Raw genomic sequence first — 15127 nt, forward strand, 5'->3', positions numbered from 1 at the left:
CTCAGCCTGCCGTCACGGGTACAGGCGCGGACGCAGGCGCGGTGGCCATGCTGCGGCGCCAGACCAGCAATCCGCGGACGCACAGCAGCAGGAATCCCACGTAGAGCAGCGCGGTGAGGGTCAGACCCTTGTGCAGGTAGAGCGGGATGTAGATCAGGTCGGCGGCGATCCACAGCAGCCACGACTCCCATCGCTTCTTCGCCTGCCCCCAGGTCGCGAGCAGCGACAGCGCGGTGGTCACCGCGTCCCAGAACGGGACGGTCGAGGAGGTCGCGGTGTCGAGAAGCAGCGTCAGCGCGACGGTTCCCGCGACCCCCGCGCAGGCGAGCCATCGCCATTCCGCGGTGGAGGTGCCCGTGACCGGCAACGTCTCCCCCACGCGGCCGCGCACCCAGTTGTGCCAGCCCCACAGGGCGAGTCCGATGTAGACCACCTGCAGCGCCGAATCGGCGAACAGTCCTGCGGTGGCGAACAGCAGGATCCACACGGCGTTGTTGGCGATGCCGATCGGCCAGTTCCACGCGGACTGACGGCCCACCAGCCAAACGCACCAGGCGCCGGTGACGAAGCCGAGCACCTCCGCCCAGGTGGTCGGCGCACCGAAGGCGGTGAATGCGGTTGATTGCAAGAACGCGGTCACAACTCCCCCTACTTAAATCAATATTGCGCAATATTAGATCACATCCACACGAAGGCGTCCGGGCCTGAGCTGTGCGGTGGGAGATCCGGACTTCGCCCTGGCAGGCGATTGACGCGTGGGGCGAGTACGCACAGCGACGTCTCCCCACCGGCTTCACGGCGCTGGAATGCCCTCGGTGGGCGGCGGATAGTCGCCCGCACGAGCCCTCTCGATCGCCGCCTCGGCGCCCAGTTCTGTTCGCGTCGAAGGGTTGTTGGCGTAGTAGGCGAGGAGGTGGAACAGCAGCGCCGCATCGATCGCGAACTTGCGGCAGTCCACCTCGATCATCGGCGCGGGTGGCAGTCGATCGATCCGCCAGATCCGCGCCGTGGGGCGGCGCGACCAGTCCGTGTTCGCGTGCGCGACCACCAGGACCGTCGGGGAGTCGTAGTAGACGGGGATCGCACCGACCACCGCGGTCCACGGCAGAAACGACTCGAAACTCCATCCGCGATGGTGGATCCCGTTGATGGACAATCGAATGTATCCGCGCCGCACCCTCCCGGTGACCACTGCAAGTAGGAAGGTCAGGCAGTACAACCCGAATCCGCCGAGCACCGCCGACGCCCCGGGAATGAATGAGCTCGGCACGTTGAGATAGATCTCCACCGCAGCCCCGAGCATCAGTGCGGTCATGCAGCCCATCAACGCCACGAGTACCAGCCACAGTCGACGCGATTGACGCAGCTCGGTCGCGTCACCGCCCGCGGTCACGACCGTGCGAATGTCGGCGTCGCGTCGCCCTGCGCTGCGGAACGCCGCGCCGGTCGCCACGATGAGAAAGAAGAAGCACGCGAATCCCAGCCCATAGCGGAGCGCCGCAGGCATCCCGTCGAGCCAACCACCGAGACCGACGAGCGCGGACAGCACTCCGCACCCAGAGAACATCACGAGCGCGAGAATGTCCCGCAGCGTGTAACGCGAGTGCTGCCATACCGCCGGAATGGAAATGGGTCCGCGTCGAGGAAAGTCCCCTGCTCCGGTTTTCGGCATCACCACATCCCCTTCCGGTCGGTTGGTGCAAATCCCGACGGGCCCACCGAGATCACGCCCCGATGCGGAACGAATTCTGTGGGTTCACCGCGTCGTCGTCGCACTGGAGATACGAGCCCGCGTGTGTGCGCTCGGGTAGGTAGGGCCACATGCACGTCCAGCCGTCGACGTCGGCGAACTGGCCGCTGCCCCGCTTGACGACGGTGGGATCGTTCACGTATCGGTCCGCCATCGTCAGCGCGGCCGCGCAGTCGACGTGGCCGAGAAGGATGACAATGGGCAGCGCCCTGCCGCTTCCAGCGGCACGCACCTCGCCGCACGCATGCCCCGCACCGAGTGCAGCCGGTGTCGGTGCGGTCGGCTGCTTCGTGGCCGCAGGCACACCCAGATCAGTGACCTCCACCGCGGCACGGTCCCCGTCGAACACGAACGACCCGGCGGGCCCGCGGCAGGAGAGCGATGTGCCCGACACCGCGGTGCACTCCAGCGCGCCGACTGTCAGTGTGGAGCCCGCGGGCAGCACCGGACCGGCGAGCATTCCACCGGCGACGTTGACAGCCTTGCGGGCGTGTTCCGCGTCGATCACCACCGAGTTTGCAGGCTCGACGAGCCCGGTGTTCAGGTCGGTGATCGGCGGATCTGTCTTGGGCAGCGGCAGGGTGCATGACATGTGCGGTGCCGATTCGTCATGGTTGTTCGGATTGAACCAGCATCCCGCCCGCACCGAGTCGAGCCGAAAGGCGTGCTTGCCATCGCCGACGGCGTAATCGTCCGGGTTCCCCACGGGCCGCGGATCCTGTTGCGCTGCAGTCAGTGCAGTCGACACCAAAGGTTCGGAAGTCGGCGCAGCGATCTCGTTCGCCGTGCCACCGGCACCGCCACCAGCCGAACACCCGACCGCGAGCACACTTAGGCCCACCCCGACCGACACACGCCATTCCCGCACGAACATCCCCCCGAACGATCGACAACGGACCCCCACGACCCGCCATCGGCAACCCTATCCGAGCCGTCACGTCCGCGACGGTGCGCCCGTGCGGGAACAGATCAATCTGCACCTCACGGTCGAGGCGCTAGCATGGGAACGGCGAACGAGAACGCCTGTGGCCCAACAATGCTGATGCTCTGAGCGGCGATTGCACTTCCGGGGATATCGGCAGGACGGAGTCCCCGGATCAGCGGGCACGGAGTCAGTGAGATCGATGGTCCGGCCGAAAGTGCGAAGCGCTCGAGGAGGGAGAGCCACATGACCGCGGCGATGTCAGTTGTTCCGGCCCCGGACGCGGCGCTCGAGGTGAGGGAATCCCTGGGCCGGCCCGTCACGAAGCTGGTGACCGATCTGGAGGAGTTCCGACGGCACGCGCGCGCACTGTCGGCCGAGCGGGAGGGTCCCACCGCCGACGCGTTCGAGTTGGCGATTGACCGGTTTGCCGCGCTGATGGCGGAACTGATCGACAACACCGCCTCGATCGCAGACCTCTGGCTCAGTTCGTGGCGAATCGCACGGCGCACAACCTCGCCGCGGCGGCCTCGCTGTTCCCGTTCTGACCGCGCACAGGTCTCGTGAGGGTTGCGAGGCAGCATGGCGTCGGGTCCTCGACGGCAGCTTCGGCCTGAACATGGGTCCAGCCGAATCCGCCGATTCGCCTGCCGCGACACGACGGGAACAGCCAGAAGATGGCCCCGGAGGCAGCCGCGAGTTCGCGCGTCGTTCGATTGAATGACTCGCCCCCTCTGGCGACAACGGGCACCGAGCCCGCCCGTACGATCCTGTCGTCGGCCCATTCATGTGATCGACACATCAGCCTCGCTGATGGTCGAACAGACGCGGGAGGGTCGATGGGGTCGCTGGAGCAGGGTGTGATTGCGGAATCCGAGGGTATGCGGGTGAGTCTGCTCGCACAGCCCGCCGTCAACCTCGCGCTGGTGCACAACAGCGTCCCGCTGATCACCGCACTCACGGTGACGAACACATCCGGCGAACCGGTGACGGACGTGACCGTGACCGTGAGACTGCACGGCAACGGCCGCCAGCTGGCCCCCACGTGGACCCACACGCACGATGGCACCCTGCCTGCGGACGGCGACGCCGTCTGGCACGACTTCACCTCGTTCACGCCCCCGGTCGACTACCTGAGGGCCCTGAACGAGAGCCATCCGGCGACGATCTCGGTGACCGTGACCCGGTTGTGGGGCGATCCGATCGAGGCGACAGCGCCCATTCGTGTGCTCGCACACAACGAGTGGTTCGCGGCCCCGCGCTACCACGACTCCCTGGCCGCCTTCGTTCAACCGAACACGCGTGCCGTCATGTCGGTCCTCGACGGAGCATCCGAGATCCTCCGCCTGAACACCGGGAACTCCTCGATCGCCGGGTACCAGGAAGGTCGAGAACGCGCGGCGCTCATCGCCGCCGCCGTCTACGAGTCCCTTCGATCACGCCGCATCCGCTACATCGATCCGCCCGCGTCGTTCGAGCGCACCGGACAGAAGGTGCGCACCACTGCTCAGGTGCTCGAAGATCGGTTCGGCACCTGCATCGACCTGTCCGTCGCGTATGCGGCGTGTCTCGAAGCCGCCGGGCTGCACCCATTGATCTGGCTCACCGACTCCCACGCCTTCTCTGGTTACCTCCAGGACGAGAACACGAAGCTGGTGCGGTCGTCGCTCACCGAGCAGAACGCATTGGTCAACCTCGTCGAGTCCGGAATCGCGGTCGCCATCGACGCGATCTACTACCGTGACACTCCCGACGGCGACTTCAAGTCCGCTGTCGCAGCGGGGCGGCGACACTTCGCGCAGCCCGAGAAACTGTCCGGTGTCGTCAGTGTCAGCGGAGCACACCGCGACGGGGTCACCCCACTTCCCAGCGTCGACACCATCGTTGTCGAGCCTTCGGACGAACCCATCCCCCTTGTGAACAGCGTTCTGGACCTTCCCGACCAGCTCAAGGCCAACGCGACGGACGCAGACACCGTCCTCGACCTCACCGACGACGCTCCTGCACGGGTGCGCAAGTGGAAGCGGTCGCTCCTCGATCTGAGCACCCGCAACCGGCTGCTGAACCTTCGCCGGTCGGCGCAGGTGATCGACGTTCACATTCCGAAAGCCGGCCTGCCGGTCCTCGACGACCTCATTCATGCCGGGCAGTCGATCACGATGCTGCCGCATGACGAGCTGTCCGCGATCCATCAATTGCAGGGCGCACGGGCGGCGGCAGAGCTCGAGCCCGAGCTTCTCCTCGCAAGTCTCACCGACGACCACGCCGTGTACGCGACAGTGGCTCGCGACAGCTACACCCGACGATTCAAGGAGCTCGCCCGCACCGCACGGACACTGCTCGAGGAGACCGGCAGTTCCAACCTGTACCTGACGTTGGGTGCGTTGATCCACCACACCTCGACCGGCACCGAGGCTCGCGCACCTCTCTTCCTCCTCCCTGTGAAGATCGTCGGCGGAACCGGGCGCAGCCAGTACCAGATCGTCGTCGACGCCACCGAGGTCGCGACCCCGAACCATTGCCTCGTCGAATGGCTGCGCCTCAAGCACAACGTATCCATCGAGGCCCTCGAGTCACCGAAGCTCGACGCGAGCGGACTCGACATCGACCACGCTCTGCGGGGAATCCGAGCCGCGCTGGTCGACAACAACATCGACCTCCGCATCGACGAGGTCGCGACGGTGTCGATCTGCCAGTTCGGCACCTTCGGGATGTGGAAGGACCTCACCGATCACTGGGACGTGCTCGAGCAGAGCCCGATCGTCCGGCACCTGACCCATGATGCGGGGCAATCGTTTCGTGATCCGCTTGCGACCGGCGACCTCGGCTTGGACGACGTCGTGGTCGACGAGACCGACGTGCCGGTGCCGATTCCCGCAGACGGCTCACAGCTGCGCGCGGTCGCCCTTGCTGCGCAGGGCCGCACCTTCGTCCTCGAAGGTCCGCCGGGGACCGGCAAATCCCAGACCATCACCAACCTGATCGCCCACGCACTCGACCTCGGCAAGACCGTTCTGTTCGTGGCCGAGAAGCAGGCCGCACTCGACGTGGTGAAGAAACGCCTGACCAAGGTCGGGTTGGGCGATTTCACGCTCGACTTGCACGGCAAGAATCAGAGCCCCAACGCGATTCGCGACCAGCTCAAGGCGGCGATCGACAACAGCAGCCGCTACAACCAGCACGGGTGGACCGCAAAGCTGGCGGACTTCCGCGCCCGCCACGCGCCGCTCGCCGACTACCCGTCAAAAGTGCACAGCCGCAACGGCGTCGACCAGTCGATCTGGGTCTCCTACGAGGACCTGCTCAATGTCCGGGACGGTGCCACCGCGCCCATTCCCGCGGCGTTCGTCGCGACCCCCTCGGTGGACCGTCACATTCTCACCGACGCGGTGGAACAGTTCTCGCGCGCCGGGCGATCGTTGTCGATCCACCCCGGCTGCCCCTGGTCGATTGTCGGGACTGTTCCAACCGGGGTCGGCGCGGACCAGGTGACCGCCGAGGCGACGAGAGTGACGGCGGCGCTGGCCACCGCGCGAGGCAACCCCCGGGTCTGGTCGCTGCTCGGCCAACTCGGTGACCCCTCGGAGATCGGACGTATCCTCGCGCCGGCGTCACGCCAACTTGGCCGTCCGGTCCCCGACACGCAAACCCTGGCCTGGATCCGGGGACCGCAGTTCGGTACGAATCGGGACGCGCTCCTGGCCGAGATCAGTCGTCTGCACGACTACTGCAAGCCCCTGCTCGCCACCTTCAATCCGATGTTCGTCGAGGCAGGCGACACCGCAGCCTTCGTGATGGAAGCTGAGGAAGCAGGCAAGGGGATCTTCGGCAAGAAGAAGAAGGCCGAGCAGTTCCAGAAGAGCATCACACCGTTCGCAGTTCCTGGCGCCGATCTCACTCCGGAATCTGCGCTCCCGTTGCTGCGTGCCATTCCCAGTGCGCGCGAACACATCTCCCGCGTCCAATTCCTCATGGCCAATCTCCTCGGCCCGTTCGCGCCCGCAGTGTGGAATCCGCTGTCTTCCGACAGCGTGGCTCAACTGCAGCCGACGTTCGAGTACATCGACGCCACGGTCGCGTTCGTCGACGCGGAACCCGAATCGTGGCGACTGCTCGAGAACGCGGGATTTCCCACAGCCGACGAGATCCGACTCCTCACCGAGGTCGCGGCGGCGTGGGATCGCTGGCGGGGATGCCTTGGAACCACCACCGAATCCCTGACCCGGTGGAAGAACGGCTGGCACTGGCTCGCCGCATGGGAGCGGGACGGAGCCGCGTGGGCCGACGAGGCGAGCAGCGGCGGGCCGCGCAGGTTCCTCGACTGGTCGCGAGTGTCGACCTTCCTCGATCCGCTGCGCCAAGCGGGGCTGGTCGATTTCGTCGACCTGCTGCTGACCGGCCGAATCGCGGCGACCGACGCCCCGGTCGCATTCATCCGTGGGGTGGCTCAGACGTCCCTCGTCGAGCGGCGCCGCGCGACCGGACTGACGAACTTCGACACCGCGCTGCGGGACGGCGAGATCGACGACTTCGCGAACGCGGCAAGCGCCCTGCGTGCCGAGCAGGTGCGTGCACTACCCGCCGCCCTCCTGGCTCGACGTCCCTTCCAAGCGGGTGCCCTGCGCGGTGACGTCGGAGAGTTGCGTCGACTGCTCGACCGCAAGCGGGGCGGAGCAACCTTCCGCCAGTTGATGTCCCGGTATTCGGAGCACATCCTCGCCGCTACCCCGTGTGTGTTCGTCAGCCCGGGGTCCCTCGCCCAGTTCGTCCCGCCGGGATCGGCGACCTTCGATCTCGTCGTCTTCGACGAGGCCTCCCAGGTGACCGTCGCGCAAGCGGTCGGCGCCCTCGGACGCGGACGGTCCGCCGTCATCGTCGGCGACTCGCAACAGATGCCGCCGACCTCGTTCGGTCAGGTCGGCGCCGCTGACGACGAGGAAGAGGACGAGGACGGCGTTCTCGCGCCGGAGGACGCCGAGAGCATCCTCACCGAGTGCGTCGAATCGGGTGTCCCTCGCCTGTGGTTGTCGTGGCACTACCGCAGCCAGGACGAGTCGCTGATCAACTTCTCGAACCGTAACTACTACGAGGGCCGGCTCGCGAGCCTGCCCTCCCCCGGCGGCGACATCACCGCGGGCGTCGAATGGCGGCGGGTCGACGGGCACTTCAACCGGGAGGACAAGAAGCGAGAGTTCCGCACGAACCGGGTCGAGGCCGAGTCGATCGTCGCCGAGATCCGCACACGGCTCGCGACCCCGCACCTGGCCGGGCAGACCATCGGTGTCGTCACCTTCAACACTCAACAGCGAACCCTCATCCAGGACCTGCTCGACGAATGCGACGACCCGCTGGTCCGCGAGCAGTTGCGTCCGGACGCCGAGGAGGGAATCTTCGTCAAGAATCTGGAGAACGTCCAGGGTGACGAGCGGGACGTGATCCTGTTCAGTACCGGCTTCTCGAAGAAGCCCGGCGACCCGAAGCTTCCGCTCAACTTCGGCCCGTTGAGCCGCTCCGGCGGTGAGAAGCGCTTCAACGTCGCGATCACCCGGGCTCGACGCAAGGTGGTCATCGTCACCTCCTTCGACCCCTCCGACATCGACCTGCCCCGGACTCGATCGGTGGGTCTGGCGCACCTGCGCGGGTACCTCGAGCTCGCGGCCGAAGGCCCCGACTCGGGACCGACCGCCACCGATTCCGACTGCGACGCAATCCAGTTGAGCGTGGGCGACGCCCTGCGCGCCAGGGGATACGAGGTGGAGGCGAACTACGGACTGTCCGACTTCGTTCTCGATCTCGTGGTCCGCGAACCCGGGTGCGATCACTGGCAGGTTGCCGTGCTCCTCGACGGACCACAGTGGGCGGACCGCCCCACCGTCGCCGACCGTGACCTGACGCCGCAGCTTCTCGAATCGGTAATGCACTGGGGGTCGTCGTTGCGGATGTGGCTACCGGACTGGATCGACGATTCCGCGGCGGTGCTCGATCGGGCCGACGCGGCAGTTGCGGTCGCGAAGGAACGCCGTGCAGCCTTCGACGCACAGCTCGAAGCGACTGCGGCCCTGCGTGCGGCCGCGATCGCGGAGGCCGAGGCCAACGCGTCCGTGGACATGCCCGACGACACCGCACCCACCGACGACGGCGAGCTCACATGGGGCGCCATGACCGACACAGACATGCCGGTGACCGTCCCGCAGACACCCACGGTCACCGAACACGAGTCCGAGATGATCGCGTCTGTGGCGACTGTCGGCACGACGTCCGACACCGACGAGCCGGACACTCGGTCCGTGGTCCGCGACTGGAACAGTCGTGGCGGCGTCTACCAGTGCGCGCCGACCACAGCGCTCGGCGAACGAGAGGACCTCGATCGTGTGAACTCCGCAACCGTGCGCGGTCGGATCACCGGGGCGGTCCGCGAGATCGTCGAGATCGAGGGTCCGATCGAACTGGACCGCCTCGCCCGCGACGTGGGACGACGATTCGGCTTCGACCGAGTCTCGGCCTCACGCAAGGGGTTTGTGATCGACTGTGTGCCCGCGGAGCTCATCCAAGCGACACCGCTCGGCAACTTCGTCTGGCCACGAGAGCTCGACTGTGCCGAATGGGGAGGGTACCGGTCAACGCCCGACAACGTCACCCGATCACTCAGCGACATCGCGCCCGAGGAGATCGTGAACGCGATGAACGCGGTGTGCCGGGGCAGGCAACTCGAGGTCGAGCCCCTCATGCGGGAGACGATGGCCGTGTTCAACCAGAAGCGCCTCGCCGGTCCCAGCCGCGACCGGCTGGATGCCTGCCTCGACCACGGTTTACGCAGTGGTCGACTGATCCGCACCGGGGGCACGATCCGGGCGGGCGCCTGAGAGAGAAGCCCGTCCCGCGCCTGGCCTCCTACCTGGCAGTCGAATGACCCGCGGTGCCGCTGCGGATCTGCCTAGACCCGACAAACCAGCGAACCCACACAGCACCTCTCCGCACGAATCCGCAACGAACACAGGGGCAACAGTGACAACAGATGCCGTGCTCTTCAAGCCGGTCTCGCACGACGGCATGATCTGCGAAGTCCGGTCGCCCTTCGGGCTTCTGCTGCGCCTGGAGGGAACCATCACCGCGGTCGAGCCGACAGTCGAGGGCGATCCTCCGATGACCGGCAACCTGGCGTTGATCCACAACACCTGGGCCTATGCCAAGAACGAGAAGCTCTTTCGCCGTTACAAGGACGAGAAGAAGAAGGCCAGTCACCGTCAGCAGGCCGATTCGCACGCGGACGTCGCGGCGGAAATCGCGAAGCTGATTGACGGACTCGGCGACGACACGCGGTCCGGCTGGTGCTCGGCATGCTACGCCCGCACCGAACACCGCAAGGTCAAGACCGGTCGACTCAGTGTTCCTGCCTATCTGTGCGAGACCTGCGGCGGTCCGACTCTGAAATGTGCAGCACCGCAGTGCTTCAACATGGCGACACGCGGCTCCGGGTCGGTGCGCATCCCGCGGTTCTGCGCGGAGCACCGCCACGAACTTCCCAGCTTCGAGCGCGCCGCCGACAAGATCGAGACCGTCGACGACTACGAGCAGCTCCGCGTGTTCGACAAGAGCAACCTGAGCCGCGGTTCGAAATACGCGATGGCCGGTGCTTTCGCAGCTGGCGTCGTCGGCACAGGTGGGCTGCTCGCGGCCCCGGCGGTCGGCGGCGCGATCGGCACCTTGGTCGGCGGCTACGCCGGCGCTGCCGCAACCAGCTACGGTCTCGCGATGCTGGGCGGTGGCGCAGTTGCGGCCGGTGGCCTCGGAATGGTTGGCGGAACCTACGTCGTCGCGGCAGCAGGAGCCGCCTTGGGTACCGCCTTGGGCGCCAGCATCACGAACGCGTATGTCAGCGAGGACAGTTCGTTTGCGATCGAGAAGTTTCGTGACGGCCCCGGAATCCCGGTGATCGTGGCACGGGGCTTCACGACCGAGAAGGACCCGAACTGGAAGTCGGCCATGCAGATGGTGGAGAAGAGGTACCCCGATTCCCCCATCTACCGTCTCCACTGGGGGAGCAAGGAACTGAGCAAGCTGGCATCGCTGGTCGTGAAGAATCTGAGCACGAAGCAGGCGATGACTTTCGCGACCGGCGCAGCCGCTCGGGCGAGCAAGCTGGCGGCGAAGACGCTCGCGCCTATCGCACCCGCGCTGCTGGTCTCGGACCTAGCCACGAATCCATGGCACACCGCGGTGGTCCGCGCCGATCGTACGGGTGTCGCACTCGCCGGCATCCTCGCTCGGACCAAGGTGGACAGGTACATCCTCGTCGGGCACAGCCTCGGTGCGCGCGCGATGATCACGGCGGCGGAAACCCTGGGGACCAGCAAGGACGCACCGGCGATCGAGACCCTGCACCTCCTCGGTGCTGCGGAGGGCAAGAAGGCAGATTGGCGGCCACTGAGCGAGGCAGTCACCGGGACCGTCAACAACTACTACTCGACCAAGGACGGAGTGTTGAAGTACGCGTACGCGACGGCGCAGGCCGGGAGTGTCGCGGTGGGCCTCAAGGGTTTCGAATGCAAGTACCCGAACATCAAGGACCGCGATGTCACGGCGAAGGTTGCGGGACATTCGGAGTACTTCGACAACGTCAAGCTGTTGTAGCGACACAGTCGCCCACACAGTTCCGAACAATCGACAGTTGACGCAGGGGGAGATCGTGGCCGAGTTGGCCTGGCAATGGGACAAGCAGAGCAGTACGTACGGCAACTACGGCAACGCCAACCAGTGGACCGTGAACGCCGGCCTCGCCTCGCTTGCACGGGAGAGCACGCAGAACTCCAACGATGCCCGTTCCGAGGAAAGCCCCAGCCTGGTCTACACCTTCATTCGTCTGAGCGGCGAGGCGCAGTCGGACTTCCTGCGCGCTCTGAATTGGTCGGACGAACTCGATCCGCATCTGCGGGCGATGAGCGACGAATCAACGGGTGCCGTCACCGCCGGCCACATCAAGACCGGGCTCGAGGCGATGGCCCAGCCGGATCCTCTGGTTCTCCTCAAGGTCTCCGACTACGGCTGCCGCGGGCTCACCGGTCCCGAGTTCTCCGACATCGACTCGGAGCGGTTCGGCAACTTCATCAAGCTCTGCCGGCTGGACCTGTTCAGCGGGAAGAACGAGACCTCAGGCGGCAGCTTCGGCCTCGGCAAAGCCGTGTACTGGCGGTTCTCTCGCATCCAGACGGTGCTGTTCAACTCGATGGTCACAGATGCGGATGCGGTGGACGGCAACACCCGCAACCGGCTGTTCGGGGTCAACCAGGGTGTGGTTCACCGCGTCGGGAACCAGTCCTACCAGGGCCGCGGCTACTTCGGCATCCCAGGCAAGAAGGGCAACGTGACCTCGACGTGGGCCTCCGACCAACTCGTCGACCGCCTCCATCTGGGCCGCTCGGGCGCACGACCCGGGACGTCGGCAATGATCGTCGGCTTCTACGACCCCGACGAACCCGACCGTGGCCACACTGTCGAGGGTCTCGTGAAGATGGCGGAGGAGCTGCGGGCCGGGATCGAGGAGAGCTTCTGGCCGCTCCTGGCGCGCCGACGTCTGCAGGTGCGGATCGAGGTGGTGAACGACGGCGTCCGTGAACTCGACATCATCGTCGACCCCGAGGACACCTACACGGAACTCGTGCGCGCACTCCGACGATTTGACGCGGGCGATCTCGACGAGTCACTCGACGAGACGTACTCCGTTGTTGCTCGCGACATCCCGATTGCGATCTCCAAGCGCAAGTCCGGGTCCGGTCACGCGAAGTTCGTGCACAACGCAAAGCTGGTCGTCACCAAGTCCGACAAGCAGAAGGATCCCCTCGAGAACAAGGTGTGCCTGCTGCGCCAGCCGGAGATGGTGGTGCAGACGCTGGACCGGACATTCGAGAACCACACGTACCACGCCTTTCTGCTCGCGGGCGGCGCGATCAACCCGGATTCGTCGTCGGCGGAAGATCGGTGGGCGGACGACTTCCTGCGCTTCGCGGAACCACCCGCCCACGATCAGTGGATTCCGCGGGGCGGCCGAAACAAGAGTTCGCAGTCGAGTCTGAGCGCGCACTACGTTGCACCGTGGGTGCCGAATCTGCAGGCGATCGAGAAGAACGTCTCCGAGCAGCTGATCGCCTTGTTCGGTGCTCCCCCACCGGCGGAAGACAAGCCTCCGACCGCCGTGTTCAAGCACCTCAGCTTCCTGCGGGGCGAGGCCGGCGGGAGTGGCGCCGTAGGAACCACGAGCCGCAAGCCTGCCGTCGACATCACTGAATGGAAGGTCATCGACGGTCGCTGGCACCTGACGTTTCGCGTCAAGGCCAGGAACGAGCCTGGAGGCTGGGCCCTGAGTCCCGCCCTGTACTTCGTCGGGTTGGACGGCGGAGGCCAGGAGGTCGCGTGGGAGCGCCTACATTCGGACGATGCCCGAATCGAGGACGGCGCAGTACTACTCGAAGCGAAGGACAAGGGAAGGTTCGTGCAGGCGACGGTGACCGGTGTTTCGGTGTCGGACCTACCGATCCCCGCTGAGGAATCCGCGGTCGACATCCAGCTTCGGAACGTGACGAACACCCGACGAAAGGGGGTCACCGCATGAGAGTGCGCTACCCGTGGCCGACCTTCGACGGTGAATGGTTGTGCGGGATAAACGAAGTCGAGTGCGACCTTCCCGACGTCCAGCCCGCGGTCGACTCCGACTCCTTCCGGATGAGCCTCGCCGAGGTAGGCGACTGGGCGGCGCTGTCCTTCACGCTCACCGCACGTACCGACGAGAAAAGTCCCAAGGGTCTCGACGACGAACTGACCGGTTATGCCCTGCTGTCGTGCAGTTCCACGAGGATCCGCATGCCGTTCCCCCTCTTCCAGCGCGACGAGAATCCGAACGAACTCCAGGGAACCATCGACATCTCGCGCGACGACCTGGCGGGCACGGCCACCCTCGTGGCCGAGATCGCGTCGGAGTACCGCGGCACTCCCAGGATTGTGGGTCGCTCGATTCCCTGGACGATCGTCGTCGAACCGGGTCCGCACCCGTCAAGCCCGGCCAGCCTCCGATCTCGCAGTCGTGGGTCGACTTCGGCGCCCCCAACTCGCCCCTGGTCGCGCGGCAGAGCCCCGACGCTCCGGCTGTGCTGGACCTGTCCGCGGCCAAGCCGATGCTGCTGCTGAACAGCGCGATCCCCGGCTTCCAGGACCTGCTGTCATCGGAGACGGCGAAGCTCGAGCGCCGGCGGACGCGGGAACTCCTCGGTTCGCAGATCGCGCGGTACACGCTCGCAACACTGTTCCGGGCCGCCGCGGTGGAAATCACGAGCGAAGACGACGAGCCCGTACCACCCTCAGACCCACTGTTCCGCCAGGTGTGCGAAGCGGTCGCCGACGCCATCCCCCACTTCGCCTCCGTCGACGAGCTGTACCGCCGGCTGCACGACTCACACGGCAAGCGCGCCGAATCCGCGGACCTGTGGACGCACATCGACGTCGCAATCGACGCGCTCGCGGACGTGCCGAACACGCTGGCAATGGTGACCGAGGAGATCCGCCGTGGCTGACCACGAAACCCTGCGGCGCTATGTCCGTCGCCTCGACCCCGCTTCCCGATCCCAGCTGGTCGCCGACAGCGCATGGCTCAGCGATTCGGAGGCCGTGACTCGTCGCGACGAGTCACAGATCTCGATCGATGTGCTCGTCGACCTGATGGACGACCTCTCGGCACGACTGGACACATGGGCGGATCCATCAACCAGCGACCGGTGGCTGGCACCCCGAATCCACTACGCACTGCGCCTCACCCGAGCCGAGGCTTCGGATCCCGATGTCTGGGCATGGCTGGCAATCCGATTCCACTGGTACGTCGAGTGGCGCTGGGAAGGCCGCAAGGGCATCGTCGAGAACCGCTGGCGAGGTGAGATTCACAAGCAGGCGTTCGCGAGGTTGTGGTGGGGCGGCGAGCTGTTCCGAAACGGCGCCGCTTACGAGCCAGTGGTCGGCGCGTTCATCCGGCAGGATCTGCCGAACAGTTACCTACATCGCCCGCTCGTGCGATGCCGTTCCCTCGCGCTTGCCCTGGTCGACATGATTTCCCCAATCGACGGCGAGACCGTGCTATCCGCAGACGATGTGAACGATCTCGCGCGAGTCCTGAATCTCGCTACCGCCGGATCTCCCCCGGAGGTCCAGACTGGCTTTCAACGTGACGATATCCGCAGCTTCCAGAGGTGGGTGGCTGAGACCCCACGTGTGCCGGCGGACTGGGATGTGCTGCCGGTTGGACCGGCATGCTCCGATACGTCAGAAATCTCACTCACCGGCGGACGAGTACTCGCCACCCGTGGATGGGAGTACGCGCACGCCGCCGCCGAACGCCTCGACACCCGTTCGGCTCAACGCCGGGCCGCACGACCGACCACAGACGCATCATGATTCGCGGTTGACCAGCAATCCCA

At 66.1% G+C, this 15127-nt stretch carries 10 protein-coding genes; 7 read left to right on the top strand and 3 right to left on the bottom strand.

Annotation, left to right across the window (positions count from 1 at the left end):
* Window position 1 precedes the first annotated feature (1 nt).
* The 3 genes from pnuC to JOE46_RS26395 all read right to left on the bottom strand — a co-directional run bounded on the left by pnuC (window position 2) and on the right by JOE46_RS26395 (window position 2456).
* Window positions 2-640 carry a nicotinamide riboside transporter PnuC gene (gene pnuC, locus JOE46_RS09710; RefSeq protein WP_209927075.1) on the bottom strand — a complete coding sequence of 213 codons (639 nt, stop codon included), beginning with the start codon at window positions 638-640 and terminating at the stop codon, window positions 2-4.
* Window positions 641-793: 153 nt separating this feature from the next.
* The gene (locus JOE46_RS09715) at window positions 794-1570 is read right to left on the bottom strand and encodes a hypothetical protein (RefSeq protein WP_209927076.1); all 777 of its coding nucleotides are present in this window, start codon (window positions 1568-1570) and stop codon (window positions 794-796) included.
* A gap of 154 nt (window positions 1571-1724) precedes the next feature.
* A complete protein-coding gene (locus JOE46_RS26395) occupies window positions 1725-2456 on the bottom strand; it encodes a hypothetical protein (protein WP_245221006.1) in 732 nt (243 codons plus the stop codon).
* Window positions 2457-2918: 462 nt separating this feature from the next.
* On the opposite strand from JOE46_RS26395, the gene JOE46_RS09725 reads away from it, so the two are divergent.
* The 7 genes from JOE46_RS09725 to JOE46_RS09755 all read left to right on the top strand — a co-directional run bounded on the left by JOE46_RS09725 (window position 2919) and on the right by JOE46_RS09755 (window position 15104).
* Window positions 2919-3239 carry a hypothetical protein gene (locus JOE46_RS09725; protein ID WP_209927078.1) on the top strand — a complete coding sequence of 107 codons (321 nt, stop codon included), beginning with the start codon at window positions 2919-2921 and terminating at the stop codon, window positions 3237-3239.
* Between the two features lie 314 nt (window positions 3240-3553).
* Complete coding sequence (locus JOE46_RS09730) at window positions 3554-9535, top strand: DUF3320 domain-containing protein (protein ID WP_245221587.1); 5982 nt, start codon at window positions 3554-3556, stop codon at window positions 9533-9535.
* Between the two features lie 142 nt (window positions 9536-9677).
* Window positions 9678-11303: a DUF726 domain-containing protein gene (locus JOE46_RS09735; RefSeq protein ID WP_307861269.1), complete on the top strand. Its 1626-nt coding sequence runs from the start codon at window positions 9678-9680 to the stop codon at window positions 11301-11303.
* A 37-nt stretch (window positions 11304-11340) separates the two neighbouring features.
* On the top strand, window positions 11341-13278 hold the full coding sequence (locus JOE46_RS09740; protein ID WP_209927080.1) for a hypothetical protein: 1938 nt from the start codon (window positions 11341-11343) through the stop codon (window positions 13276-13278).
* A 2-nt stretch (window positions 13279-13280) separates the two neighbouring features.
* On the top strand, window positions 13281-13850 hold the full coding sequence (locus JOE46_RS09745) for a hypothetical protein (protein WP_209927082.1): 570 nt from the start codon (window positions 13281-13283) through the stop codon (window positions 13848-13850).
* The gene (locus tag JOE46_RS09750; RefSeq protein WP_209927083.1) at window positions 13811-14233 is read left to right on the top strand and encodes a hypothetical protein; all 423 of its coding nucleotides are present in this window, start codon (window positions 13811-13813) and stop codon (window positions 14231-14233) included. Before JOE46_RS09745 ends, JOE46_RS09750 begins: the two co-directional genes overlap by 40 nt.
* Entirely contained in the window at window positions 14226-15104 is an 879-nt protein-coding gene (locus JOE46_RS09755) for a DUF6339 family protein (protein WP_209927084.1), read from the top strand. Before JOE46_RS09750 ends, JOE46_RS09755 begins: the two co-directional genes overlap by 8 nt.
* The last annotated feature ends 23 nt before the right edge of the window (window positions 15105-15127 follow it).

This window comes from Rhodococcus sp. PvR099, from assembly GCF_017833315.1.
Classification (GTDB): Bacteria; Actinomycetota; Actinomycetes; order Mycobacteriales; family Mycobacteriaceae; genus Rhodococcus_G; species Rhodococcus_G oryzae.

Excerpts from the sequence above, each read along its gene's own strand:
- JOE46_RS09725 (WP_209927078.1), top strand. The coding sequence starts at position 2,919 with ATGACCGCGGCGATGTCAGTTGTTCCGGCCCCGGACGCGGCGCTCGAG.
- JOE46_RS09730 (WP_245221587.1), top strand. The coding sequence starts at position 3,554 with ATGCGGGTGAGTCTGCTCGCACAGCCCGCCGTCAACCTCGCGCTGGTG.